The organism is Nocardioides marmotae (assembly GCF_013177455.1).
GTDB classification, from domain to species: Bacteria; Actinomycetota; Actinomycetes; order Propionibacteriales; family Nocardioidaceae; genus Nocardioides; species Nocardioides marmotae.
In genome coordinates this window covers 2127697-2153443 of record NZ_CP053660.1, presented here as the reverse complement: position 1 = coordinate 2153443, position 25747 = coordinate 2127697, and the positions used below count along the sequence as shown (strand labels likewise).

Sequence of the window (25747 nt, the reverse complement as noted above, 5' to 3'; positions counted from 1 at the left end):
TCGGTCCGCACGACACCTGTGTAGTACGTTTTCTCCGCACTCGTCCGGGTGGCGGAATTGGCAGACGCGCTAGCTTGAGGTGCTAGTGCCCGTATTAGGGCGTGGGGGTTCAAGTCCCCCCTCGGACACCAGATCAGTGGATCGGATCCCATCGCAGGGCCCCGCCGGAAGGCGGGCCGGCGGTGGGATCTTCTGCTTCCCGGGGTCGACCGCCCTCGGGCCCGGAGACGGGCCCCAGGGGGCTGGTGGGGCCGGCGAGGCCGGTCAGCCGGGCGTGAGCAGGAACGGCATGCCGCCGGCGGCACGCAGCCCCGGGAGGTCCACGACCGTCATCCCGACGACCGTGCCGTCGGGCAGCCCGCGCAGCTCGTCGCGGACCCACGGCCACGGCTTGCGGGTGCTCGGCGGGTAGGTCACCAGCAGCGCCGGCAGGTCGTCGACGAGGGAGACCCCGAGGGTCACGACCATCGGCATCGTCTCCTCCAGCGCACCGCCCCGCCGGACCAGGTTGACCCCGGTGACCGAGCCCCGGTCGTCGGCGCGGAAGCGCTTGCCGTGCCAGTCGCGCAGCCCGACCAGCGCCAGGCCGCGGGGCGCGACCCGGCCGAGCGGGGCGACGAAGGAGGCCCGGAGGTCGCCGACCGAGGTGGCCAGCACCTCCTCGGGCGCGAGCGGTCGCAGGCCGGACCAGGCCCGCCGGAGGCTGCGGAGGGTGTGGCGGGTCATGCCGCGCCCCCGAAGCCGCTGCCGACGACCACCACGCCCGCCACACCCGCGTCCCAGCCGGCTTCCCTGGCATCCTCGATCGTCACGGGCGGAGGCTAGCGGCTGGGCCGGACCCGGGTTCGGAGGCCCGCGCACGCCTCTATGGGGTCCACCACCCATCTTCGCCCAGGGACGCCTCACCGGTCAGGGGAATGGTTCGCACCCCCGTACGATTGGAGTCCGTGGAGCCGTCGCCCGCTCCGCCCGCCACGCCCATCCCGACCGGGAGGACACCCGCCTGTGCTGCTGCTGATCGCCGCTCTCCTCGCGGCGGCAGCGCTGTCCCCCTGGGCAGTCCTGCGCGGCGGCCGCCGCACGTTCCTCGCCCTCGCGCTCGTCCCGCTCGCCGGCACCGGCTGGCTCGCCGCGATCGGGCCCGACGTCGTCGACGGCGCGACCCGCGTCGAGGTCCACCCCTGGGTCGACAGCATCGGCATGGAGCTCGCCTTCGCCATGGGCACCCTGCAGTGGGTGATGGCGCTGGTGGTGCTCGGCATCGGCGCCCTGGTGCTCGCCTACTGCGCCTGGTACTTCGACGACGACGAGCCGGGCGTGCCCCGGTTCGCGGGCGTCCTGGTCGCCTTCATCGGCGCGATGCTCGGCCTGGTCCTCGCCGACGACCTGCTCCTGCTCTACGTGTTCTGGGAGCTCACGACCGTCTTCTCCTTCCTGCTGATCGGGCACGACTCCGCCCGGCGCAGCAGCCGCCGGGCGGCGATCCAGGCGCTGGTGGTCACCACCCTGGGCGGCCTGGTGATGCTGGTCGGCGCGATCATGCTGGGCCACCAGGCCGGCACCTTCCGGATCAGCGAGATCCTGGCCGACCCGCCGGCCGGCACGGCCGTCACGGTCGCCGTCCTCCTGCTGCTCATCGGGGCGATCAGCAAGTCCGCCCTGGTGCCCTTCCACTTCTGGCTCCCGGCGGCGATGGCGGCCCCGACCCCGGTCAGCGCGTACCTGCACGCCGCGTCGATGGTCAAGGCCGGCGTCTACCTCGTCGCCCTCCTCGCCCCGGCCTTCGCGGGCGTCCCCGGCTGGCGGGCGGTCCTGCTCACCCTCGGTGTCGCCACGATGCTGCTCGGTGGCATCCGGGCGCTGCGCCAGAACGACCTCAAGCTGCTGCTCGCCTACGGCACCGTCAGCCAACTGGGCTTCCTGGTGCTGGTGCTCGGCACCGGCACCCGCGCGGCCATGCTCGCCGGCCTCGCGCTCCTGCTGGCGCACGCGCTGTTCAAGGCCACCTTGTTCCTCACCGTCGGCATCATCGACCACAGCACCGGCACCCGCGACCTGCGCCGGCTCAGTGGCCTGGCCGGGAAGATGCCCGCGCTCGCCGTCGCGGCCGGGCTCGCGGCGGCCTCGATGGCCGGCGTCCCGCCGCTGCTGGGGTACGTCGCCAAGGAGAGCGTCCTCGTCGCGCTGCTCGACGTCGCCGAGAAGGGCGACGGCACCGGCCTCGGGCACCTCGCGGGCTGGCTCGTCCTGGCCGGCGTGGTCCTCGGCTCGGTGCTCACCGCGGCGTACTCCGCCCGCTTCGTGTGGGGCGCCTTCGGCCGCCGCTCGGTCGCCGAGCCGGTGGAGGTGCACCGCCCGTCCGCGGGGTTCGTCGCCGCCCCGGTCGCCCTCGGGGCGCTCTCACTGGTCCTCGGCTTCCTCGGCCACCCGCTGAGCACGGCGCTCGCGGGGCAGGCCGACGCGTTCCCGCCCGGTGTCCACGAGGCCGAGCTCACCCTGTGGCACGGCGTGGGCCTCCCGCTGCTGCTGACCGCGTTCTCCCTCGGCGTCGGCGCCCTGCTGTTCCTCGCCCGCGAGCCGGTCGCCCGGTTCCAGGCCCGGTTCGTGCACGACTGGAGCATGGAGCGGGCCTACCACGCCGGCATGCGGCTGCTCGACCGCAGCGCGGTGGAGCTGACCGGTGTCGTGCAGCGCGGCTCCGCGGCGGCGTACCTCGGCATCATCCTGGTCGTCGTCATCGTCGTCCCCGGCTCGGCGATGGTCCGCGGCCTCGGCGACCTGCGCGTGCGGGTGTGGGACACCCCCGTGCAGGCCGTCATCGGCGTGGTGATCGTGTGCGCCGCGGTGATGACCGCCCGCTCGCGCCGCCGGATCCGCGCCGTCCTGCTCGTCGGCGTCACCGGCTACGGCACGGCGCTGCTGTTCGTGGTCCACGGGGCCCCGGACCTCGCGCTGACCCAGGCGCTCGTCGAGACGCTGACCGTCGTGGTCTTCGTCCTCGCGCTGCGCCGGCTCCCGGAGTACTTCACCGACCGACCGCTCAGCCGCCAGCGCTACGTCCGCGCCGCGATCGGCCTGGGCGTCGGCGTGGTCACCGCGGGCTTCCTGCTCGTGGCCGTCTCCGCGCGCACCGCCGACCCGGTGTCGCTGGGGCTGCCGCAGCAGGCCGTCGACTTCGGCGGCGGCAAGAACATCGTCAACGTGATCCTCGTCGACACCCGCGCCTGGGACACCCTCGGCGAGATCGCCGTCCTCATCACCGCCGCGACCGGCGTGGCCAGCCTGATCTTCATCAACACCCGGGGCGCGGAGATCCGGCGGGTCCACGAGATCCCCTACCCGACGACGGTGCCCAAGGTGCCGACCGCGCCCGGCCGCCGTGCCTGGCTGCCCGGGTCCCGCACCCTCCCGCCGGACAAGCGCTCGATCATCTTCGAGGTGATGACCCGGCTGGTCTTCCACACCCTCGTGGTCATCTCGATCTACCTGCTCCTCGCCGGGCACAACGCGCCGGGCGGCGGCTTCGCGGCCGGGATGACGACCGGCCTGGCGCTGGTGGTCCGCTACCTCGCGGGCGGGCGCTACGAGCTCAACGAGGCCGCACCGGTCGACGCCGGCCGGCTCATCGGCTCCGGTCTGGCCATCGCCGCCCTCGCCGCGGTCATCCCCATGGCCTTCGGCGGCGAGGTCCTCCAGTCGGCCGTCTTCGACGTCCCGCTCGGCCCGCTCGGCACGCTGCACCTGGTGACCTCGGTCGGCTTCGACATCGGGGTCTACCTCGTGGTCGTCGGCCTGGTCCTGGACCTGCTGCGCGCCCTGGGCTCCCACATCGACCGCGACATCCAGCGCGCCCTGCGCGAGGCCGAGGAGGCACGCGCGTGATCGACGTCAACCTGACCCTGGTGGTCGTCACCGCGGCGCTGCTCGGCTGCGGGGTCTACCTGCTGCTCGAGCGGAGCCTCTCGCGGGTGCTGGTCGGCCTGGTGATGATCGGCAACGGCGTCAGCCTCGGCTTCCTCGTCGCCGGCGGCCCGGCCGGCAAGGCCCCGATCGTCGGCAAGGACGGCGACGGCGCCGGCATCTCCGACCCGCTCCCGCAGGCGATGGTGCTCACCGCCATCGTCATCACGATGGCCACGACGGCGTTCGTGCTGGCCATGGCCTACCGCAGCTGGCAGCTCAACGGCCACGACGACGTCCAGGACGACGTCGAGGACGCCACCGTGCGGCGCCTGGCGACCATCGACGTCACCTCCGAGGCGTACGACGCCACGACCTCGGAGTTCCCCGGCGACGACTCCAGCGGCGACCCCGGCGAGGGTCCGCACGACGACCCGCTCGGGGCCGATCCGCGCACCGGCGACCCGATCGAGAGCGACCCGCTCCGCGCCGACGCGGCCGAGGCGAAGGGAGCCGGCTGGTGAACGCCCTCGTCCCCCTCCCGGTCCTGCTGCCGATCCTCGGCGCCGGCGCCACCCTCGCGCTGGGCCGGCACCCCCACATCCAGCGCTGGTTGAGCCTGGCCGTGCTCGGCGGCGTCGTCGCGATCGCCGGCGTGCTGCTCTACCAGGCCGACCAGCACGGCCCGCAGACCGTGTGGATCGGCGCCTGGCCCGAGCGGCTCGGCATCGTGCTCGTCGCCGACCGGCTCGCGGCCCTGATGCTGCTGGTCAGCGCCCTGGTGACCCTCGCGGTCCTCGCCTACTCCGTCGGTCAGGGCATGACCGAGGACGAGGAGGGTGCGCCGCTCTCAGTCTACCACCCGACGTTCCTCGTGCTCGTCGCGGGCGTCGCCAACGCCTTCCTCGCCGGCGACCTGTTCAACCTGTTCGTCAGCTTCGAGATGCTGCTGTTCGCGAGCTACGTCCTGCTGACCCTGGGCGGCACCGCGACCCGGATCCGCGCGGGCACGATCTACGTGCTGGTCAACCTGCTGTCCTCGACGCTGTTCCTCATCAGCCTCGCGGTCACCTACGCCGCGACCGGGACCCTGACCCTGGCCGACCTCGCCGACAAGCTCGCCGAGCTGCCCGACCACGTCTCGTTGATGATCCAGCTGCTCCTGCTGACCACGTTCGCGATCAAGGCGGCGGTCTTCCCGCTGTCGTTCTGGCTGCCGGACAGCTACCCCACCGCCCCGGCGCCGGTCACCGCGGTCTTCGCGGGCCTGCTCACCAAGGTCGGCGTCTACGCGATCCTGCGCATGCAGACGCTGCTGTTCCCCGACAGCCCGCTGACCGACCTGCTGCTGTGGGCCGCCCTGCTGACGATGCTCGTCGGGATCCTCGGCGCGGTCGCGCAGTCCGACATCAAGCGGATGCTGTCCTTCACCCTGGTCAGCCACATCGGCTACCTCATCCTCGGCATCGCGCTGGACAGCCGGGCCGGGACGGCCGGCACCACGTTCTACGTCGTCCACCACATCACCATCCAGACCGCGCTGTTCCTCGTGCTGGGCCTGGTCGAGCGGCGGGCCGGCAGCACGGCCCTGATGCGGATCGGCGGCCTGGCCCGGATCGCGCCGCTGCTCGCGGTGCTGTTCTTCGTCCCGGCGATGAACCTCGCCGGCATCCCGCCGTTCTCCGGCTTCATCGGCAAGGTGGGGCTCTTCCAGGCCGCGCAGGACGACGGCAGCGCGCTGGCGTGGACGCTGGTCGCGGGCGGCGCGATCACCAGCCTCCTGACGCTGTACGCCGTCGCCAAGACGTGGGCGGTCGCCTTCTGGCGGACGCCGCTGGAGGCCCACGAGGCCCTCGAGGCGATCGGCGCCACCGACGACGCCGGCGGGGAGCCGGTGCCCGGGCACGACACCCACGCGGTGCACGCGCACCGCGGGCACGTCCACACCGCCGGGGGCGTGGTCTCCCGCGCCGACATCGAGGAGGCGCGGCGGCTCGGCGACGACGACACCCCCGACCGGGACTTCTACACCCTGATCGAGGCCGGCGACGACAACCGTGACTCCCCCCGCGGCATGCTCGGCCCCGCGGCCGCGCTGGTCACCGCGAGCGTGCTGCTCAGCGTCGTCGCCGGGCCGCTCTACGCGCTGTGCGACCGCGCGGCCGCGGACCTGCACGACCGCGGGCCGTACCTGACCTCGGTGCTGACGGGTGAGGACCGATGAGCCCGGTGCTGCGCACCCGACGCGACGGGAGCACGCGGCCGGCGCGCTACCGCGCCGTGCAGCCGCTCGCCGTGCTCTGGCTGACCCTCGTGTGGCTGGCCCTGTGGGGCGAGGTCACCCCGGTGCTGGTCATCGGCGGCGTCCTCGTCGCGGTCCTGGTCTGCGTGATGTTCCCCCTGCCCCCGATCGACCTCGCCTCCGGCGTGCGGCCGCTGGCCCTCGCCGCGCTGGTCGGGCGCTTCGCGGTCGACGTCGTGCGCGCCAGCATCCAGGTCTCCGGCGTGGTCCTGCGCCGGCGGCCGTTCCGCAACGCCGTCGTCGCGGTGGACCTGGAGAGCTCCTCGGACTTCGTGATGACCCTGGTCGCCTCGATGCTCTCCCTCGTCCCGGGGTCGGTGGTCGTCGAGGCCCGCCGGTCGACCCACACGCTGTTCCTGCACGTGCTCGACGTGCCCGACCGGGAGAGCGCCGAGGCGTTCCGCCGCGACGCCCTCGACCTGGAGCAGCGGGTGCTGCGAGCCCTCCCGCCGCGCCCGCACAAGGAGGTCCGCGCATGACCGTCGTCCTGGTGGTGGCCGGAGCCATCCTGGTGGTCGCGGCCCTGCTGCTCGTCGTCCGGATGACCATCGGGCCCACGATCCTGGACCGCAGCGTCGCGCTCGACGTGATGGTGGCGGTCACCGTGTGCGCGATCGCCCTGCTCACCGCCCACACCGGCGAGACCTACGCGCTCCCGGTGCTGGTGGTCCTGGCCGGGTGCGCCTTCGTCAGCGCGGTGAGCGTCGCGCGCTACACCAGCCGCAGCGACGACCTCCAGGCCGAGAACGGCGACGACGAGCGTGCTGCCGGGAGGCGCCCATGAGCTGGACCCTCCTCGCCGACGGCGCGGCCGCGGCGTGCTTCCTGGTCGGCGCCGCCCTGACCCTCGTCGCGGCGATCGGCCAGGTGCGGATGCCGGACCTGCTGAGCCGCATGCACGCCGCCACCAAGCCCCAGGTGCTCGGCACGGTGCTCGTCGTCGCCGGGCTGGCGCTGCGCCTGCGTGAGCCGTCGGTCCTCGGCCTGCTGCTGCTCGTGGTGCTCCTGCAGATGGCCACCAGCGTGGTGGCCAGCCACATGGTCGGCCGGGCCTCGTTCCGCGCCGGGCAGGTGCGCGAGGACCTGCTCGTGGTCGACGACCTCCGCGACACCTCGGCCTACGAGGAGCCCCGCGGGGCCCCGTAGGCCGCCGCCGTCACCCTCGCGTCCACCTCGCGACCACCCCGCGGACGACCGAGGGGGGCCGGTCTCCCGGCCCCCCTCGTCTGCGACCGTCGCGGTCGGGTCAGTCCGCGGCCTTGGCCAGGTGCAGCCAGGTGTCGACGACGGTGTCGGGGTTGAGCGACATCGACTCGATGCCCTGGTCGAGCAGCCACCGCGCGAGGTCGGGGTGGTCCGAGGGCCCCTGCCCGCAGATGCCGACGTACTTGCCTTGGGCCTTGCAGGCCCGGATGGCGAGCTCGAGCATGTGCAGCACGGCCGCGTCGCGCTCGTCGAAGGACCCCGCGACCAGCGCGGAGTCGCGGTCCAGGCCCAGGGTCAGCTGGGTCATGTCGTTGGAGCCGATCGAGAAGCCGTCGAAGTGCTCGAGGAACTGCTCGGCGATCACCGCGTTGGAGGGGACCTCGCACATCATCACGACCTGGAGGTCGTTCTTCCCGCGCTCCAGCCCGTGCTTCTTGAGCAGCTCGATGACGCCCGCCGCCTCGCTGGTGGTGCGGACGAAGGGGATCATCACCTTGACGTTGGTCAGCCCCATCTCGTCGCGCACGTGCCGCAGCGCCTCGCACTCCATGGCGAAGCAGTCGACGAAGTCCTCCGAGAGGTACCGCGACGCGCCGCGGTAGCCGATCATCGGGTTCTCCTCGTGCGGCTCGTAGCGCTCGCCGCCGACGAGGTTGGCGTACTCGTTGGACTTGAAGTCGCTCATCCGGACGATCACCGGCTCCGGCGCGAACGCCGCCGCGATCATCGCGACGCCCTCGGCGACCCGCTGGACGAAGAACTCCCGCGGTCCGGCGTACGCCGCCGTGAGCTCCTCGACCTCCTCGCGCAGGTCGGCGGGGAGGGAGTCGGGGTCGCTGGCCAGGTCGAGCAGCGCCTTGGGGTGGATGCCGATCTGGCGGTTGATGATGAACTCCAGCCGCGCCAGGCCGACCCCGGCGTTCGGCAGCTGGGAGAAGGCGAAGGCCTGCTCGGGGGTGCCGACGTTCATCATGATCTTCACCGGGACCTCGGGCATCGAGTCGAGCTCGGTGCGCTCGATCTCGAAGTCGAGCAGGCCCTCGTAGACCAGGCCGGTGTCGCCCTCGGCGCAGGAGACCGTGACCTCGCGCCCGTCGGCGAGGGCGTCGGTCGCGCTGCCGGTGCCGACCACGGCGGGGATGCCGAGCTCGCGGGCGATGATCGCGGCGTGGCAGGTCCGGCCGCCGCGGTTGGTGACGATGGCCGAGGCTCGCTTCATGATCGGCTCCCAGTCGGGGTCGGTCATGTCGGCGACCAGCACCTCGCCGGCGTTGAACTCGTGCATGTCCTCGACCGAGCTCAGCACCCGCACGGCGCCGGCGCCGATCTTCTGGCCGATCGCGCGGCCCTCGACGAGCACGGGGGCGTCCTGCGTGACCGCCCGGTCGATCTTGAACCGCTCGAGCGCACCGGTGCGGCGCGACTGCACCGTCTCCGGCCGGGCCTGCAGCACGTAGAGCTGTCCGTCGAGGCCGTCCTTGCCCCACTCGATGTCCATCGGGCGGCCGTAGTGCTCCTCGATGGTCAGCGCGTGGCGAGCGAGCTCCTGGACCTCCTCGTCGGTCAGCGAGAGCCGCCGGCTCTCCTGCGGGGAGACGTCGACGAACTCGGTGGTGCGGCCGACGGTGGCGTCGTCGGTGTAGACCATCTTGGTCGCCTTGCCGCCGACGCCGCGCTTGAGCACCGCGGGGCGACCGGCGCGCAGGGCCGGCTTGTAGACGTAGAACTCGTCGGGGTTGACCGCGCCCTGGACGACGCCCTCGCCCAGCCCGTAGGCGGAGGTCACGAAGACGGCGTCGGTGAAGCCGGACTCGGTGTCCATCGTGAACATCACGCCCGAGGCGGCCAGGTCGGAGCGGACCATGCGCTGCACGCCGGCGGAGAGCGCGACGTCGCCGTGGGCGAAGCCGTGGTGCACCCGGTAGGCGATCGCCCGGTCGTTGTAGAGGGAGGCGAAGACCTCGCGGATCGCGGTGAGCACCGACTCGATGCCGCGGACGTTGAGGAAGGTCTCCTGCTGCCCCGCGAAGGAGGCGTCCGGCAGGTCCTCGGCGGTGGCCGAGGAGCGGACCGCGAAGGACGGCGCCTCGCCGCCGGCCCCGGCCGAGGCCGTGGCGAGCTGCTCGTAGGCGGTGCGGATGTCGGCCTCGAGGTCCTCGGGGAACGGCTGGGCGACCACCGCGTCGCGGATCTCGCGGCCGACCTCGGCCAGGCGGCGTACGTCGTCGGTGTCGAGGCCGTCGAGCAGGCCCGCGATCCGCTCGGCCAGCCCGGTCTCGCCGATGAAGCGGTGGAAGGCCCCCGAGGTGGTGGCGAACCCGTCCGGGACCCTCACCCCGAGGTCGGCGAGCTGGGAGACCATCTCGCCCAGCGAGGCGTTCTTGCCACCGACCTCCTCCAGGTCGGCGAGGCCGAGGTCGGAGAACCACCGGATGTTCGAGGTGGGCTGGCTGGTCATGGGCGTTTCCCTTCGGTGCTGGCGTCCTGCTGTCGGCGCGCCTGCTTGCGCGCGCTGGCTTTGAGCGTCTGGAGGATCAGGGCGGAGATCTCCTCGACCGACTTCGCGGAGGAGTCGATGACCGGCAGCCGGTGCGCGCGGAAGAGCGCGTCGGCGCGGCGCAGCTCCCAGCGGCACTGGTCGGGCGAGGCGTACCGCGAGCCGGGGCGCCGCTCGTTGCGGACCCGGCTGAGCCGGTCGACGGTCGTGACCAGCCCGAAGCAGCGGTCCAGGTAGGGCCGGACCACCTCGGGCAGGTCGTCGTCGTCGAGGTCCTCGTCGACGAGGGGGTAGTTGGCCACGAAGAGGCCGTGCTGGAGCGCGAGGTACATGCTCGTCGGGGTCTTGCCGCAGCGCGAGGGCGCCAGCAGGATGACGTCGGCCTTCTCCAGCGCCCGCAGGCTCTGGCCGTCGTCGTGCTCGATGGTGAACTCCACCGCCGCCATCCGGGCGTTGTAGCGCTTGATGTCGCCCACGCCGTGCAGGCGGGCGGCCTCGCGGCGGCCGCGCCGGCCCAGGATCGCCTCGACCCGGTTCATGTGCATCTCGAAGAAGTCGATGATCGGCGCCCGCGTCCGCGCGAGCGCGGCCCGGACCTCGTCGCTGGCCGCGGTGGTGAACACCAACGGCACGACCGGCCCGTCGGCGACCTCGTCGAGCATCTCCACCACCCGGGCGGCGTCCTCGACGGTGTGGATGAACGGGATGAGCGTCCGCTCGAACTGCAGGTCGGGGAACTGCAGGAGCAGCGCGTTGCCCATCGTCTCGGCGCTGATGCCGGTGGAGTCGGACAGGAAGAACACAGGTACGACGTCCTGCTCGCTGTTCGCGTCCATCGCCTGCCTTCGTCCCGGTGCCTGCACCGTAGTCCGTCCCGTTCCCACCCGAGCACAGGTCCGCAGCGCGGACGCGTCCGACTCGCATCCAGCGGAAGATTCCACCGCCGAGGATGCATGACTCCTGTCACACCGGGGGACCGTGTCGACGACGGCCCGGGCCTCCCCCCAGTGCTCCGGCCGTCCGCGGGCCGCGACCTCCGGGTCGCGGCCCGTGCCCCCGCCCGGGGTGCGTCCAGGGTGTGCCCGGGGTGCGTCCGGGGCTCAGGCGTAGGCGAGCTCGGCGGTCACCCGCGTCCCGTCGGTCCGGTCGAAGCGCCAGCTCTCGCAGACGTGGTCGACGATCGCGAGCCCGCGACCGCTCAGGGCGTGGTCGTTCAGGTCGACCGGGCGGAGCTCGGCGACGTCGCCGCCGTCGATGACGCTGAGCCACAGGTGGTCGGGGCGCAGGCACCACGAGACCGCGATCCGCTCGTCGGCGTTCGGCCGGCCGTGGACGAGCCCGTTGGTGAGCAGCTCGCTGACCACGAGCCCGGCGTCGTCCACGACGCTCTCCCGGAGCCCGGAGCGGCGCAGGTCCTCGGTCAGCAGGTGTCGTGCTCGCCGGACGCTGCTGGGCTGGTAGGGCAGCCGCATCGTCACGCAGGTCTCGTCGTCGTGCTGGCGCCCCATGCCATCGCTCCTCGCGGTGCGGTCGGTGGTCCCCCGTCCCATGACCGCCGGCGCCGCATCCGAAACCGTCCGTTCACCGATCGAGCGCGAACGGCGCGCGCCGTGACCGAACCGCGTCGGGGTCGTTGGTCACCGCGGCGGATCCGGCGCGCACGCATGGTCGCCGCTGGTGCGGTTCCCCGCTCCGCCAGGGCCCTCCGTGCACCGGAACGGGTGGTGGCCGAACCCTCCAGGACACTCCCCCGCCGCACCGGGGGCAACCTGGTCTGCTCCCCCGGTACGGACACCCGGTCCTGACGGCTGGTCCGGTCGACTGGACCGCCGCCACGGGCGGGAACCCGCCCCCTGCCTGGGAAGACGTCCTCGAGGCGGGGTCGGAGCCCGCCGCCGTCCGTGGTCGGTCGTGGTGCAAATGGCTCCGAGCACCCACCCTTCGACTGACATCACCGGCGGTCCGGGCGCCTACCCGAGGGAGAGGACTGCCTCATGCGAGGCTTGCGCAGCACAGCACTGGGGGGAGCGGCCGTCCTGGCCGCCGCAACGGCACTCGCCTCCCCCCTCATGACCGGCGCCGCCGGCGCCGGCTCGATCCAGACAGCCGGCCACGGCATCCAGACCACCGACGCCGAGGCCCACCTCAGCGTCGGGGCCGGCACGACCGTCACCGAGACCATCACGTGCGCCGACGGCTACTTCGCCACGAGCGGCGGCTTCCTCACCGATGCGGTGGACGACGGTGACGTCTCCTCCGTCTTCGTGACCTCCAGCCGGCTCCAGGGCACGTCCAGCTGGACCGTCACGGTCCGCAACGACAACGACGTGCGTGCCCAGGGGAAGCTCAAGGTCTCCTGTCTCTCCCTCACCACCGCCGCTGTCCAGGACAAGCACTCCCACGGCTTCACCTTCTCCGACGCGACCGTCGTGGGCGTCTCGAGCGTCGGCACCAGGACCCTCGAGTGCAAGGCGGACCAGATCCCGTTCGCCCTGGGCTACGACGCGGGCACCTCTGCCGTCGTCGCGTCCAAGGTCCAGGCGGACAGCAAGCTTCGCCGAGCGACCTTCGAGGTCTCCTTTCTCGAGGACCCGAGCTTCGTCAGCTTCACGGCACGGTGCCTGGACCTGAAGCTGTCCGCTCCGCTCGCCAAGGACGCCCCCGCGGTGGTCGCTTCCGACGTCGGCCTGGCCTTCGAGGCCGGCGAGGGGATCACCGAGGCGAACGTCCCCTGTCCGACCGGCACGGTCTCGCTCACACCGTCCTTCTCCTTCCCCGCAGACTCCGGGCTCGCCTACCTAGGTAACGACCCGCGCGGCACCCAGCGGATGTTCCGCTTCGCCAACCCCTTCGACGAGGCGACGACGGCTGACCTGGCGGTGACCTGCCTCGGCGCCGCACCGGTCGCGGCCGACCCGGTTCAGAAGATCACGATCGAGCCGGTGGCGAAGAAGGACAAGCACAACCACGTGGCTGTGACGGTCGGCTGCGTGTTCAAGTGCACGGTCACGGTGAAGCTCTATGGCCGGTGGGCCGGCTCCCAGGTGATCGCCGTCGGCAAGGCGGTCATCGCGGGAGGCAAGACCAAGCCGGTGGTCCTCAAGGCCAAGTCGGCCTTCTGGAAGGACTGGCTCAAGACCGGCACGACAGGCACCGTCAAAGCGGTCGCCGGCTCCGTGAGGGCGACCCAGCACATCACCTTCGGCTGACACAGCCTCCCAGGAACCCCTGTCACCGCGTTCGGGCGCGGCGGCAGGGGTTTCGCCGTTCCTGCCTGCCGAGGGTCACCGTCCGTTGTTCCCGGTTTCGAGCCCCCGGCGGCCGGTCACCGGACGCCGACCGAAACGTCCGACCAGCAGCACTGGAGAGGGAGACCCGTGGCAGAGCAGTCCGTGTCCGGCACCACCATCGCGTTCCTCGTCTCGACCGAGGGGATCGAGCAGGCCGAGCTCACCGGCCCGTGGGAGGCGGTGAAGGAGGCGGGCGGCACGCCGGTCCTCCTCAGCACCGAGACCGGCGAGGTGCAGGCGTTCAACCACCTCGACAAGGCCGACACCTTCGCGGTGGACAAGGTCGTCGACGAGGTCAGCGTCGAGGACTTCGACGGGCTCGTGCTCCCCGGTGGCGCCCCGAACGGCGACCTGCTGCGGACCTCGGAGTCCGCGGTGTCCTTCGTCCGGGACTTCGTGGGCTCCGGCAAGCCGACCGCGGTCATCTGCCACGCCCCGTGGGTGCTCGTCGAGGCCGACGTGGTGCGCGGCCGGCGGCTCACGTCGTGGCCGAGCCTGCAGACCGACATCCGCAACGCCGGGGGCACCTGGGTCGACGAGGAGGTCGTGGTCGACGGCAACCTGGTGACCAGCCGCCAGCCCGACGACCTGCCCGCCTTCAACCGCGAGCTCCTCGCGCTGGTGGCCCAGCGCCCGTGAGCGGGCGGGGGCGGGGGTTCCGGCCGGCGCGGCGACCACCGCAGCGGAGCCGCCCCGCCCGCAACGGCCCGGAGGCCGGGGCGCGGCAGCCGGAGCCGGCGCGGGACGCGGAGCAGGAACGCCCTAGGGTCGAGCCCGTGACCCCGCCGTTCCGTGTCGGCTTCGTGACCGGCGCGACCCCCGACAAGTGGGCCCGGAACTGGCGGGAGCGCCGCCGCCGCGAGCCCCTCGAGCTGGTCCCGGTCACCGAGGAGGACCAGGAGCGCGTGCTGCGGGACGGCGAGGTCGACATGTGCCTCGTGCGGCTGCCCGTGAACCGCGACGGTCTCCACGTCATCGCGCTGTACGACGAGCTGCCGGTCGCCGTCGTCGGCACCGAGCACCTGCTGACCCTCGCCGAGGAGGTCACGCTGGCCGACCTCGCCGAGGAGCAGCTGGTGCTCCCCCACCGCTCCGGCTGGCGCCCCGACGTACCGCAGCTGGACTGGCCGCCCATGTCGGTCAAGGACGCCATCGAGGTGGTCGCCAGCGGCACCGGGGTGGTGATCCTCCCCATGTCGGTGGCCCGGCTGCACAACCGCAAGGACGTCGAGCACCGGGTCGTGACCGACCTCGCTCCGACGACGGTCGCCCTGGCCTGGCGCGTCGAGCGCGACGACGAGCAGTGCCAGGCGTTCGTCGGCATCGTGCGCGGTCGCACCGCCCGCAGCACCCGGGGGTAGTCCTCGCCACAGTGAGGACCGGGCCGGGGGTGGGTAAGGAGAGCGTTTGTGACCACCCAGCAACAGTCCCCCGGCATCCCCGAGGAGCGGACGACGGCGCGGCGCGTCGCCGACGCCCTCACCCAACCACCGGTCGACGTCGTGCACCCCGCGCTCGACGCCGTGCCCGAGGAGCAGCGGATCGAGCGCGGCCTGGACCGCGTCGTCTTCGGCGTCAGCGCCGGGGTCGCCGTCGCGCTGATCGTGTGGGGCTTTGTCAGCACCGACTCCCTGGCCTCCGCCTCGAGCAGCGCGCTGGCATGGGTGATGGAGTCGACCGGCTGGCTGTTCGTGCTGACCGCGAGCGGCTTCGTCGTCTTCGTCATCTGGATCGCGCTCAGCAAGTTCGGCCGGATCCCGCTCGGCCGCGACGACGAGGAGCCGGAGTTCAGCACCTTCTCCTGGGTCGCGATGATGTTCAGCGCCGGCATGGGCATCGGCCTGATGTTCTACGGCGTCAGCGAGCCCGTGTCGTACTTCACCAGCCCGCCGCCCGGCACCGGTGAGGCCGGCAACCCCGAGGCCGCGCAGACCGCGCTGGCCACGACCATCTTCCACTGGACGCTCCACGGGTGGGCGATCTACGCCATCGTCGGCCTGACCATCGCCTACGGCGTCTTCCGCAAGGGCCGTGCTCAGCTCATCTCGGCTGCCTTCGAGCCGCTGCTCGGCCGCCACGCCAGCGGCTGGGGCGGCAAGGTCATCGACATGCTCGCGATCTTCGCGACGCTCTTCGGATCCGCGGCCTCCCTGGGCCTCGGCGCCCTCCAGATCCGCAGCGGCCTGCAGATCGTCGGCGGCCTCGGCGAGGTCGGCAACGGCGTGCTCGTCGGGATCATCGCCGTGCTGACCCTGGCGTTCGTCGCCTCGGCGGTCTCCGGCGTGGCCCGCGGCATCCAGTACCTCTCCAACATCAACGGGATGCTGGCCGTCCTGCTCGCCCTCTTCATCTTCGTGGTCGGCCCCACGGTCTTCATCCTCAACCTGCTCCCGACCGCGCTCGGCACCTACCTCGGCGACCTGCCGTCGATGGCCGCGCGCACCGGGGCCGCAGGCCCCGAGACCGCCGACTGGCTCCAGAGCTGGACGATCTTCTACTGGGCCTGGTGGCTCTCCTGGACCCCGTTCGTCGGCATGTTCATCGCCCGGATCTCCCGCGGGCGCACCATCCGCCAGTTCGTCAGCGGCGTGCTCCTCGTCCCGAGCGCGATCACCCTGGTCTGGTTCGTCATCTTCGGTGGCACCGCGATCGACCTCCAGCGCAACGGCACCGACATCGCCGGCGCCGACGGCCTGGAGTCGCAGCTGTTCGCCACGCTCGAGGCCTTCCCCTGGGCGACGGCCACCAGCATCCTGGTCATGGTGCTGGTCGCGATCTTCTTCGTCTCCGGCGCCGACGCCGCCTCGATCGTGATGGGCACGCTCTCCGAGCGTGGCACCACGGAGCCGCGCCGACCCACGGTCATCTTCTGGGGTGTGGCCACCGGTGCGGTGGCCGCGGTGATGCTCCTCGTCGGCGGTTCCAAGGCGTTGACCGGCCTGCAGACCCTCACCATCGTCGCGGCGCTGCCGTTCGTGGTGGTCATGCTCGGGCTGACGGTCTCGCTGGTCAAGGACCTGCGCCAGGACCCGCTCGTCGTGCGTCGCCAGTACGCCGTGGAGGCCGTCGAGCAGGCGGTCGTCGCGGGTGTCACCGAGCATGGCGACGACTTCGCGCTCTCCTTCGAGGCGGTCCCGGCCGCGGCCGACCCGGCCGACCCGGCCGCCCCGACCGACGGGTCAGCGGCGACCGTCGACCGCTGATCCGGGCCGGCTCACCAGGAGGTGGCGAGCGGACGCCCCTCCTGGTAGCCGGCGGCGGACTGGACGCCCACCAGCGCGCGCTCGTGCAGCTCGGTGAGGTCGCGCGCGCCGGCGTACGTGCACGCCGACCGGACGCCGGAGCAGATCTGGTCGATGAGGTCCTCCACGCCGGGGCGGGCGGGGTCGAGGTACATCCGCGAGGAGGAGATCCCCTCCTCGTAGAGCGCCTTGCGCGCCCGGTCGTACGCCGACTCCGCCGAGGTCCGGTGGGCGACCGCGCGGGCCGAGGCCATGCCGAAGGAGACCTTGTAGGCGCGCCCGTCGGGGTCCTCGACCAGGTCGCCGGGCGACTCGTGGGTGCCGGCGAACCAGGACCCGATCATCACGCTGGACGCGCCCGCGGCCAGCGCCAGAGCGACGTCGCGGGGGTGGCGCACTCCCCCGTCGGCCCACACGCGCGCGCCGAGGCCCCGCGCGGTCGCGGCGCACTCGAGCACGGCGGAGAACTGCGGGCGGCCGACGCCGGTCATCATCCGCGTCGTGCACATCGCGCCCGGGCCGACGCCGACCTTGACGACGTCCGCGCCGGCCTCGACCAGCGCGCGGGTGCCGTCGGCGTCGACGACGTTGCCGGCCACGATCGGGACCGTCGGGTCGAGGGCACGCACCGCACGCAGCGCGTCGAGCATCCGGTCCTGGTGGCCGTGGGCGGTGTCGACGACCAGGCAGTCGACCCCGGCCTCGAGCAGGCGCCCCGCCTTGTCCGCGACGTCGCCGTTGACGCCGACCGCGGCCGCGATGCGCAGGCCGCCGCGGGCGTCGACCGCGGGCGTGTAGAGCGTGGCCCGCAGGGCGCCGGTGCGGGTGAGCATGCCGACGAGCGCGCCGTCGGGGTCGACGGCGACCGCGAGCGGCTCGCGCGCCTTGTCGAGGGCGTCGAACGCCTCGCGCGGGTCGGTGTCGGCGGGGATCTGCACGAAGGACCGGTTCATCACCTCCTGCACCTGGGCGAACCGGTCGACCTCGGTGCAGTCCGCCTCGGCCACCACGCCCACGGGCCGCCCGCCGTCGACGACGACCGCGGCCCGGTGGGCCCGCTTCGGGATCAGCGAGAGCGCCTCGGCGACGGTCTGGTGCGGCGTCAGCTCGATGGGCGTGTCGACGACCAGGTGCCGGGACTTCACCCACCGCACCACGTCGGCGACGACGGGGATCGGGATGTCCTGCGGGATGACCACCAGGCCGCCGCGCCGGGCGACCGTCTCGGCCATCCGCTTGCCGGCGATCGCGGTCATGTTGGCGACCACCAGCGGCAACGTCGCTCCGGTGCCGTCGTCGGTGGACAGGTCGACGTCGTACCGGCTGGCCACCGTGGAGTGGCGCGGGACCATGAAGACGTCGTCGTAGGTCAGGTCGTGCGCGGGCCGCGCGTCGTGGAGGAACTGCACGTGGTGCGAGTCTACGTGCCCGGTGTTCCTAGGGTGGGCTTGTGAGCCAACTCGCCCCGGGCCGCCCCGACCAGATCGCCGCCGACCTGCGCGCCGCCTTCGAGCGGAGGTACGCCGCCCCCGCGACCGTCGTCGGCCGGGCGCCGGGCCGGGTGAACCTGATCGGCGAGCACACCGACTACAACCGCGGGCGGGTCCTGCCGCTGGCGCTGCCGCACGCGACGTACGTCGCCGCCGCCCCGCGCACCGACGGGCGGGCGCGGTTCGCGAGCCTCCAGGACGACGCCACCTGGGAGGGGACGCTCGCCGAGGCCGGCCCGGGCGGGCCCACCGGCTGGGCGGCGTACGCCGCGGGCGTGCTGTGGGCGCTCGGCGAGGCCGGCATCGAGGTCCCCGGCGTCGACGTGCTGGTCGACGGCCGGGTCCCGCTCGGCGCGGGGCTCTCGAGCTCGGCCGCCCTGGAGTGCTCGGTCGCGGTCGCGGTGCTGGCCCTCGCCGGCCGCGACCTCGACGCCGCGACCCGCCGGCTCGCGATCGACGCCTGCATCCGCGCCGAGACCGAGGTCGCCGGCGCCCCCACCGGCGGCATGGACCAGACCGTGGCCGTGCTGGGCGAGCCGGGCGCCGCGCTCCTGGTCGACTTCGACACCGACGAGACCCGCCCGGTGCCGCTCGCCCTTGACGGCCTCACCCTGCTCGTCACCGACACCCGGGTCTCCCACGAGCTGACCGACGGCGGGTACGCCGCCCGGCGGGCCGACTGCGAGGCCGCCGCGGCCGAGCTCGGCGTGCCGTCGCTGCGCCAGGCCGACCTGGCGGCGGTCGAACGCATCTCCGACGAGCGGGTCCGGGCGCGGGCGCGCCACGTCGTCACCGAGACCGACCGCGTGCTGCCCGTCGCCGAGGCCCTGACCCGTGGCGACCGGGACGCCGTCGCCGAGCTGTTCGCCGCCTCGCACGCCTCGATGCGCGACGACTTCGAGATCTCCTGCGACGAGCTGGACGCCGCGGTGGCGGTCGCCGTCGAGGCCGGCGCGGTCGGCGCCCGGATGACCGGCGGCGGCTTCGGCGGCTCCTCGGTCGCGCTCGTCCCCGACGAGCGGGTCGAGGCGGTCATGCGCGCGATCGACACCGAATTCGCGCTGCGCGGCTTCGCGGCCCCGGCCCACCTGGTCGCGGTGCCCTCGGCGGGCGCCGGGACCCTCTGACCGGGGCGGTCCCCGCGGGGCCGGCTCAGGTCGAGGAGACCCCGATCCGGCCCTCGCGGAAGGCCGCGACGAACAGCGCGTGGTCGGCGCGCACCCGGTCGGCGTAGGCCAGCGCAACGTCGGCGAGCCACTCCTGCAGCTCGGCCCGCCGGTCGCCGACGGAGGCCGCGACGGCCTCCTCCACCTGGAAGTCGACGAGGTCCTGCTCGCTGTCCTCGTCGGAGGCGCAGTGGATCTTCGCGGTGGCTCGTCCGAGCAGCCCGACCACCGCGGCGATCTCGTCGGGCTCGGTCAGCCCGGTCCAGTCGAGGTCGACCTCGTAGGGCGAGACCTCCGAGACGACGTACCCCACGCCGTCGAGCTCGGTCCACCCCAGCAGCGGGTCGGTGTGCACCTGCAGCGCCCGCTGGCTCACCACCGTGCGGTGGCCCTCGTGCTCGAAGTAGCCGTCGACCGCGCCGGTGTCCACGAACCGGCTCACCGCCGGGACGTTGGCCTGCTTCATCGACAGCACCACGTCGTTGTCGAGCGCCTCGCTGTTGCCCTCGATGAGCAGGTTGTACGCCGGCAGCCCGGCCGAGCCGATGCCGAAGCCGGACTTCCCGACCACGTCGCGCAGGTCGTGGAAGAGCCGGCGGCGCGGGCGCTTGTCCTCGGGGATCGTGTCCAGGTAGCGCCGGTAGGCCTCCTCGACCGCGGCCCGCTCCTCGTCGGGCAGCCGGCGCACCGACGGGTCGTCGCGGAAGATCCGGACGCCGTCGAGGCGGACCGTGCTCTCGTCGAGCAGGTCGGCGCGGCGACGCTGCCGGGCCTGCACCAGCGCGTGGTGGACCGGCCCCTCGGTGTTGTCCAGGTGCAGCGCGAACTCCGCGGCGTCGTCGGCGGCGCCGCGGTAGTCCTCGATCTGGTCGAGGTAGCCCGCGACGTAGCGCCCGACCAGGTCGCGCACGTCCTGCTCGGGCAGCGCCTTCTGCCAGCCCACGAGGGCGAGCGAGGCCGCGAACCGCATCAGGTCCCACGTCCACCGGCCGAGGTACGCCTCGTCGAAGTCGTTGACGTCGAAGACCAGCCGGCCGTCGTCGCTGAGGTAGGTCCCGAAGTTCTCCACGTGCAGGTCGCCGTGGACCCAGATCCGCCCCGACCGCTCGTCGACCCAGGCGTCGTCGATCGCCTGCCCCTGCTCGGCGGTCATGTCGGCGTAGAACAGCCCGGCGCTGCCCCGGTAGAAGGCGTGCGGGTCGCGGGCCATGGTGCGGTACTTGCCGCGGAAGGCCACCGGGTCGGCCTCCATCAGCGGCGCGAACGCGTCCGCGAGGGTGTCGACGATCAGCTGGGTGCGCGCCTCGTCGTCGGCCTCGAAGGAGGGGGCGCCGGCGCTCATCGGGCACCTGCCGGCAGTCGCAGCCCGTGGTCGGCCAGCTCGAGGCGGGCCAGCCGGTCGATCACGTCGGCGTCGCCGCGGCGCCAGGCGCCGACCGGGTCGTCGGTGACCCGGTTGAGCACGTGGAGCGGCTGGTGGGCCATCGCCCGCAGGGCGAACAGCTCCAGGTCGGCCGGCCCGTCGACGTACTGCTGGGCGGCGGCGGCCTCGCGAGCGAACCGCACCCGCCCCGGCAGGTAGCGCGAGGCGACCACCAGGATCGGGATCACCGCGATGGAGAGGCCCAGCCAGAGGGCCAGCCGCTCGACGGCGCGCACCGTCGACTCGCCGGTCTCGGCGAGCGCCTGCGAGGCGTCCGAGGCCTGCTGGAACGGCGCCGCGATGCCGTCACCGACCAGCGGCACGCCCTGGAGGTAGCTGCCCGCGTCGCCCATCGACTCCGAGAGGCTGGTCGCCGAGGCGGCGGTCCGCTCCCCCGGGCCAGCGAGTGCCATGGTGCCGTCATGGACGGTGGTGCCGACCCAGATCCACAGCACGACCCAGGCCACCAGCAGGGCGTCGAGCGCGAGCTGGGTGGCGAAGCGCGGCGTCGCGTCGGCGTAGAGCTTCATGGGCGACCGGTGACCACGGTCGAGCACGCGTACTCAGGTCGGTCCGGGTGCCCGCACGGTTCATCGGCGCCTGGGGCCGCGGCCAGGCTGGGCACATGAGCACTCCGACCTCCGTCCGCAACACGAACGCCTTCTACGCCCAGGCCGGCATCTCCTTCGCCGTCGCGCTCTGCGCGATGCTCTTCGCCGTCCTCTACGTCCCCGTCGACCCGTGGGTCCGTGCGTTCTTCGCGGTCACCACGCTCTACCTGACCACCTCGGCCTTCACGCTGGCCAAGGTGATCCGGGACGCCCAGGAGCACCAGGCGGTCGCCGCCCGCCTCGACCAGGCCCGTGTCGACAAGATCCTCGCCGAGCACGACCCGTTCCGCGCGGTCTCCTGACCGCCCGGACCGTTGCACGCGGCCATGGCACATGTCACTGCGACACGGTGTTCTGGTCACCTCCGTCCGGGGTACGGGAACCAGCACGAGGCGCGCGAGGCGCCTGCTTGACTCGTCGCACACCTCACCGATCGGAAGGACCCACGCCGTGGCCCGCAAGAGCCCCCTCGGGAAGATCACGCACGCCGCCCTCGACACCATCAAGGACCCGATCGGCTCGGGCACCCGGGCGGTGGGCCAGGCCGTCGGCCAGGCGAAGGGCACCGTCGAGCTCGGCAAGGCGGTGGCCGGTCAGGTGACCGGGCAGGCGCTGTCCCGGGCGACCGGCGCCGTCGATGCGGTCACCGCGCTCGTGCCGGGGCGGAAGAAGCACGGCTCGGCCGCGTCCCCGGCGGCCCCCAGCAAGGACCCGGTCACCCGGACGACCACCGAGCCAGCTGCCGGCGGTCCGGTCGCGAAGGAGGCCCCCGGCCCCGACCGGGCCCAGGGCGACCCGCTGGCACCGGCCGCGAAGGCCGCCACCACGGCCCCCGCGAAGCCGACCGCCAAGAAGGCCCCGGCGAAGAAGGCCCCCGCCACGAAGGCACCGGCCACCAAGACCCCCGCCGCCAAGGCACCCGCCGCCAAGGCACCCGCCACGAAGGCCCCGGCGGCGAAGAAGGCCTCGACGGAACCGGTGAAGGCGCCGGTCGAGGACGTCGCCACCGCCGCGGTCCGCGAGGCCGCCACCAACGCCCCCACCGGCAAGGGCGCGCTGAACAAGACCGCCACGAAGAAGGCGACGAAGAAGACCGCGAAGAAGGCCGCCCCTGCCGACAACGCGATCGATGCCGCCGCCGACTCGAGCGACGTCGACGTCACTCCCGCCGACATCGCCTCGAACATCGCCAAGAAGGCCCCGGCCGCGAAGAAGGCGCCCGCGGCCAAGAAGACCCCGTCCGCGAAGAAGGTCCCGGCCGCGAAGCGGACCGCCTCCGGTGACGTGCCGCTCTCGGCCGCCGAGCTCGCCGGCGGCGCCGGCACCGAGACGATCACCCCCGCCGGCACCCGCGGCGCGGACGTCGCGACCAACCCCGACACCACCGACCGGGGCCTCCAGCAGGTCGGCACCGAGCCGCTGGTCGACCCGTCCACCACCAAGGCGGTCGCCAGCGAGGCCGAGACCCTCGGTCGCGCCAGCGACACCGACAAGGGCTGACCACCCGGCGTACCCCGTCACCAGCACGGCCCCCGCGGATCGGATCCGCGGGGGCCGTGCTGCGTGCTGTGGTCTGGGTTTCACGGGCGGTTCTGGTCGCCGGTGGGGTCGTCACTCCGGCTGGGATGGGCTGACGGGTCGGGATCTGGCCCGCAGCAGCCAGCCGGTCGTCGTCAGACATGCAGATCCTCGGTCGACCGCCGTGTTTCCCGCAGGTCGCCATCGCTCGCCACGCGGTTCTGCATGTTCGGCGACGGCGATCGGACCCGCCCCGGGGCGCTGGTGGGCCGGGCCGATGGTCGGCGGGATGTTCCTGGTCGACCTTCGCGACGGCAGCACGACAGTCCGTCTGGTGGCAGGCGCATGGGCACGCCTCGTCCGCCGGCGGACGGTGCGGGCCGGCACGGGCACGGGCGGGAACGACGACCGCCCCCGCCGGAGGGCTCCGACGGGGGCGGTACGACGCGGCGCAGGCCGAGGTGCGCTACTTCAGCTCGGCGCTGGAGAGGCCCAGGACGCGGCGGGCGACGATCAGCTGCTGGATCTGCTGGGTGCCCTCGAAGATGTCGAGGATCTTGGAGTCGCGGGCCCACTTCTCCAGCAGCTCGGCCTCGCTGTAGCCGATCGAGCCGCACAGCTCGACGCACGACAGGGTGATGTCGGAGCCGACCCGGCCGGCCTTCGCCTTGGCCATCGAGGCCTCCAGCGAGTTGGGCTTGCGGTTGTCGGCCATCCACGCGGCCTGGAGCATCAGCAGGTAGGAGGCCTCCCAGTCCGCCTCCATCTGCAGCAGCCTGGCGGCCGCGGCGTGCTGGAGGTGGGCGGGCCGGTCGTGGTCGACGGTGACGCCGGCCTCGGCGAGCAGGGACCGGGTCAGGTCGAGGGCGGCGCGGGCGCAGCCGACGGCCATCGCGGCCACGAGCGGCCGGGTGTTGTCGAAGGTCGCCATCGCGCCGGCGAAGCCCTGCTTGGTGTCGATCTCCGGGGAGCCGAGCAGGTTCTCCTTCGGGACCCGGCAGTCCTCGAAGATGATGGTCGCGGTGTCGGAGGCCTTGATGCCGAGCTTGTGCTCGAGCCGGTCGACCCGCATGCCGGGGGTGCCCTTGGGCACGACGAAGGACTTGATCGCGGCCCGGCCGAGCGACCGGTCGAGGGTCGCCCACACGACGATGTGGTCGGCGCGGTCGCCCGCGGTGACGTAGATCTTCTCGCCGTTGAGGACGTACTCGTCGCCGTCGAGCACGGCGGTAGTCGTGATGTTGGCCGAGTCCGAGCCGGTGCCGGGCTCGGTGATCGCCATGCCGGCCCACACCCCGGCGAACCGCTCGGCCTGCTCGTCGTTGGCCACCGAGGCGATCGCGGAGTTGCCGAGCCCCTGGCGCGGCATGGAGAGCAGCAGGCCGACGTCGCCCCAGCACATCTCGGCGATCGACATGACCGAGGCGAGGTTCGCGCCGTTCTTGACGCCGCCCTCGTCCTTGGTCGCGCCGCCCTCGTCCCGGCGTACGCCGGCGGCCCCCGCGCCCTCGCTCGCGCCGGACTCCGAGAGCCCGTCGATCATCGCGGCGAGCATGTCGAGCTCCTTGGGGTAGGCGTGCTCGGCCTTGTCGTACTTGCGGGAGATGGGCCGCAGCATGTTCATCGCGACCTGGTGGGCCTGCGAGACCAGCGGGCGGAACTTCTTCGGGTCCTCGAGTGAGATGGGCATCAGACCAGCACGCTCCCTTCCATCACGCCGACGGCCCGCAGGTCGCGGTACCACCGCTCCACCGGGTGCTCCTTGACGAAGCCGTGGCCGCCGAGCAGCTGCACGCCGTCGAGGCCGATCTGCATGCCCTTGGCGGCACACAGGTTGCGGGCCAGGCCGACCTCGCGGCCGACGTCCTTGCCCGCCGCGGCACGCGAGGCCGCCTTGTAGGTCAGCAGCCGCATCGCCTGCAGCTCGATGGCCATGTTGGCGACCATGAACGCCACCGACTGGCGGTGGGCGACCGGCTCGCCGAAGGCCTGGCGCTCCTTGACGTAGGGCGTCACGTAGTCCAGCACGGCCTGGCCGGTGCCGACCGCGAGCGCGCACCAGGCCAGGCGCGAGAGCCGGACGCACTCGGTGTACGTCGTCCCGTCGGTCGCGCCGAGGACGGCGTCGGCCGGGACGGTCACGTCGGTGAGCACGAGCCGGGTCATCCCGGCGGCCCGCACGCCCATGCCGGGGTCGGCCTCGACGGAGAGCCCCGGCGTCGAGGACTCCACGAGGACGAGCACCGGCGCGCCGTCGAGGGAGGCGCCGACCACGAACAGCTCGGCCTCGGAGCCGAGCGGCACCAGCGACTTGGTGCCGCTGAGCACCAGGGTGTCGCCGCGGCGCTCGGCGGTGGTCGCCGGGGACAGCACGTCGAAGAGCACGCTCGGCTCGTTGAGCGCCAGCGCCGCGGCGGGGACGCCGCCGTCGCCCTCCCCGGAGAACGCCGGGAGGTAGGTGCGCTGCTGGGCGTCGGTGCCCCACAGGCCGAGCGCGGTGGCGACCGCGCCGGGCGCGAGGGTGGCGACGGCCAGGCCCATGTCGCCGCGCGCGAGCGCCTCGGCGACGAGCGTGCCGGCCACGGCCGAGCGCTCCTCGGAGATGCCGCCGAGGGCCTCGGGCACGCCGAGGAGCGGCAGGCCGATCTCCTCGGCCGCCGCGCGGACCGTCTCGGGCACCGCGCACGCCTCGTCGGCCTCCGCGGCGGCGGGCCGCAGGACCTCCTCGGCGAGCTCGGTCACCACGTCGACGAGCATCTGCTCGTCCTCGGTGGGGGTCAGGTCGAAGACGCCGGGGCGCGGCGCCGCGGGGACGCGCACGCCCGGCTCGCCGCGCCGGCCGACCTTCGCGAACGTGCGGCCGGCCGAGGTCGCGGTGCGGAACCCGCTCCGGGTGGCGGTGAAGACCGCCTGCTCGGTGGTCCGGCGCAGGCCGAGGCGGTCGATGAGGTCGCTCTGCGCCACGCGGTTGAGCGCCGCGACGGCGTACCCGATGGGGTCGCGCGACTCCTGCGAGGCGAGCCCGTGCCTGCCGCCGGGCCCCAGCTTCTGGATCAAGGACATGGCGTCAATGTAACTATGAGTTACACAACCGGCTACAGC

Annotated in this window: 22 protein-coding genes and 1 tRNA gene; 14 read left to right on the top strand and 9 right to left on the bottom strand. The window is 73.1% G+C overall.

Translation table 11 applies throughout. From position 1 onward, the window contains the following. The first annotated feature begins 42 nt into the window (after positions 1-42). Positions 43-131, top strand: a tRNA-Leu gene (locus tag HPC71_RS10425). Positions 132-264: 133 nt separating this feature from the next. On the opposite strand, the gene HPC71_RS10420 is transcribed toward HPC71_RS10425, so the two are convergent. Further along, positions 265-726, bottom strand: a complete 462-nt coding sequence (locus HPC71_RS10420; protein WP_154611638.1) for a hypothetical protein — start codon at positions 724-726, stop codon at positions 265-267. A gap of 279 nt (positions 727-1005) precedes the next feature. Between HPC71_RS10420 and HPC71_RS10415 the strand changes: the two genes are divergently transcribed. The 6 genes from HPC71_RS10415 to mnhG are packed head-to-tail and all read left to right on the top strand — an operon-like array spanning position 1006 to position 7348. Next, entirely contained in the window at positions 1006-3882 is a 2877-nt protein-coding gene (locus HPC71_RS10415; RefSeq protein ID WP_171896664.1) for a Na+/H+ antiporter subunit A, read from the top strand. Then, positions 3879-4424 (top strand): Na(+)/H(+) antiporter subunit C, encoded by a 546-nt coding sequence (locus HPC71_RS10410; protein ID WP_253943986.1) that lies wholly within the window; start codon positions 3879-3881, stop codon positions 4422-4424. The genes HPC71_RS10415 and HPC71_RS10410 overlap by 4 nt, the downstream gene beginning before the upstream one ends. Next, entirely contained in the window at positions 4421-6124 is a 1704-nt protein-coding gene (locus HPC71_RS10405) for a Na+/H+ antiporter subunit D (protein WP_171896663.1), read from the top strand. The genes HPC71_RS10410 and HPC71_RS10405 overlap by 4 nt, the downstream gene beginning before the upstream one ends. Continuing rightward, entirely contained in the window at positions 6121-6681 is a 561-nt protein-coding gene (locus HPC71_RS10400; RefSeq protein ID WP_154614330.1) for a Na+/H+ antiporter subunit E, read from the top strand. Before HPC71_RS10405 ends, HPC71_RS10400 begins: the two co-directional genes overlap by 4 nt. Beyond that, positions 6678-6986 (top strand): MrpF/PhaF family protein, encoded by a 309-nt coding sequence (locus HPC71_RS10395; protein ID WP_154611642.1) that lies wholly within the window; start codon positions 6678-6680, stop codon positions 6984-6986. The genes HPC71_RS10400 and HPC71_RS10395 overlap by 4 nt, the downstream gene beginning before the upstream one ends. Further along, positions 6983-7348, top strand: a complete 366-nt coding sequence (gene mnhG, locus HPC71_RS10390; RefSeq protein WP_154611643.1) for a monovalent cation/H(+) antiporter subunit G — start codon at positions 6983-6985, stop codon at positions 7346-7348. Before HPC71_RS10395 ends, mnhG begins: the two co-directional genes overlap by 4 nt. A 100-nt stretch (positions 7349-7448) precedes the next feature. Here the strand turns inward: mnhG and ppsA are convergent, their stop codons facing one another. The 3 genes from ppsA to HPC71_RS10375 all read right to left on the bottom strand — a co-directional run bounded on the left by ppsA (position 7449) and on the right by HPC71_RS10375 (position 11413). Then, complete coding sequence (gene ppsA / locus HPC71_RS10385; protein ID WP_154614331.1) at positions 7449-9866, bottom strand: phosphoenolpyruvate synthase; 2418 nt, start codon at positions 9864-9866, stop codon at positions 7449-7451. Next, a complete protein-coding gene (locus HPC71_RS10380; protein WP_154611645.1) occupies positions 9863-10741 on the bottom strand; it encodes a pyruvate, water dikinase regulatory protein in 879 nt (292 codons plus the stop codon). The genes ppsA and HPC71_RS10380 overlap by 4 nt, the downstream gene beginning before the upstream one ends. A 264-nt stretch (positions 10742-11005) precedes the next feature. Beyond that, positions 11006-11413 (bottom strand): ATP-binding protein, encoded by a 408-nt coding sequence (locus HPC71_RS10375; protein ID WP_171896662.1) that lies wholly within the window; start codon positions 11411-11413, stop codon positions 11006-11008. A gap of 561 nt (positions 11414-11974) precedes the next feature. Between HPC71_RS10375 and HPC71_RS10370 the strand changes: the two genes are divergently transcribed. From HPC71_RS10370 to HPC71_RS10355, 4 genes are all read left to right on the top strand, one after another. Next, the gene (locus tag HPC71_RS10370; RefSeq protein ID WP_154614333.1) at positions 11975-13114 is read left to right on the top strand and encodes a hypothetical protein; all 1140 of its coding nucleotides are present in this window, start codon (positions 11975-11977) and stop codon (positions 13112-13114) included. Positions 13115-13282: 168 nt separating this feature from the next. Further along, positions 13283-13834 (top strand): type 1 glutamine amidotransferase domain-containing protein, encoded by a 552-nt coding sequence (locus HPC71_RS10365; protein ID WP_171896661.1) that lies wholly within the window; start codon positions 13283-13285, stop codon positions 13832-13834. A gap of 137 nt (positions 13835-13971) precedes the next feature. Next, a complete protein-coding gene (locus HPC71_RS10360; protein WP_171896660.1) occupies positions 13972-14556 on the top strand; it encodes a LysR substrate-binding domain-containing protein in 585 nt (194 codons plus the stop codon). 48 nt (positions 14557-14604) lie between these two features. Next, the gene (locus HPC71_RS10355; protein WP_253943985.1) at positions 14605-16398 is read left to right on the top strand and encodes a BCCT family transporter; all 1794 of its coding nucleotides are present in this window, start codon (positions 14605-14607) and stop codon (positions 16396-16398) included. 11 nt (positions 16399-16409) lie between these two features. On the opposite strand, the gene HPC71_RS10350 is transcribed toward HPC71_RS10355, so the two are convergent. Continuing rightward, complete coding sequence (locus tag HPC71_RS10350) at positions 16410-17846, bottom strand: GuaB1 family IMP dehydrogenase-related protein (protein WP_171896659.1); 1437 nt, start codon at positions 17844-17846, stop codon at positions 16410-16412. 41 nt (positions 17847-17887) lie between these two features. Here HPC71_RS10350 and galK point away from each other — a divergent pair, with 41 nt between their 5' ends. Further along, positions 17888-19054, top strand: coding sequence for a galactokinase (galK, locus tag HPC71_RS10345; protein WP_171896658.1), 1167 nt, complete (start codon positions 17888-17890; stop codon positions 19052-19054). Positions 19055-19079: 25 nt separating this feature from the next. Here the strand turns inward: galK and HPC71_RS10340 are convergent, their stop codons facing one another. Together HPC71_RS10340 and HPC71_RS10335 are read right to left on the bottom strand one after the other, a co-directional pair. After that, on the bottom strand, positions 19080-20435 hold the full coding sequence (locus HPC71_RS10340) for a DUF2252 domain-containing protein (protein ID WP_154614334.1): 1356 nt from the start codon (positions 20433-20435) through the stop codon (positions 19080-19082). Next, complete coding sequence (locus tag HPC71_RS10335; RefSeq protein WP_154614335.1) at positions 20432-21046, bottom strand: hypothetical protein; 615 nt, start codon at positions 21044-21046, stop codon at positions 20432-20434. The genes HPC71_RS10340 and HPC71_RS10335 overlap by 4 nt, the downstream gene beginning before the upstream one ends. Before the next feature lie 95 nt (positions 21047-21141). Here HPC71_RS10335 and HPC71_RS10330 point away from each other — a divergent pair, with 95 nt between their 5' ends. Then, positions 21142-21429 carry a YiaA/YiaB family inner membrane protein gene (locus HPC71_RS10330; protein ID WP_154611650.1) on the top strand — a complete coding sequence of 96 codons (288 nt, stop codon included), beginning with the start codon at positions 21142-21144 and terminating at the stop codon, positions 21427-21429. Positions 21430-21577: 148 nt separating this feature from the next. Beyond that, the gene (locus HPC71_RS10325) at positions 21578-22627 is read left to right on the top strand and encodes a hypothetical protein (RefSeq protein WP_154614336.1); all 1050 of its coding nucleotides are present in this window, start codon (positions 21578-21580) and stop codon (positions 22625-22627) included. A 484-nt stretch (positions 22628-23111) separates the two neighbouring features. Here HPC71_RS10325 and HPC71_RS10320 read toward each other — a convergent pair whose 3' ends face one another. Further along, positions 23112-24335 (bottom strand): acyl-CoA dehydrogenase family protein, encoded by a 1224-nt coding sequence (locus tag HPC71_RS10320; RefSeq protein WP_154614337.1) that lies wholly within the window; start codon positions 24333-24335, stop codon positions 23112-23114. Beyond that, positions 24335-25708: an acyl-CoA dehydrogenase family protein gene (locus tag HPC71_RS10315; RefSeq protein WP_154614338.1), complete on the bottom strand. Its 1374-nt coding sequence runs from the start codon at positions 25706-25708 to the stop codon at positions 24335-24337. The genes HPC71_RS10320 and HPC71_RS10315 overlap by 1 nt, the downstream gene beginning before the upstream one ends. Positions 25709-25747: the final 39 nt, after the last annotated feature.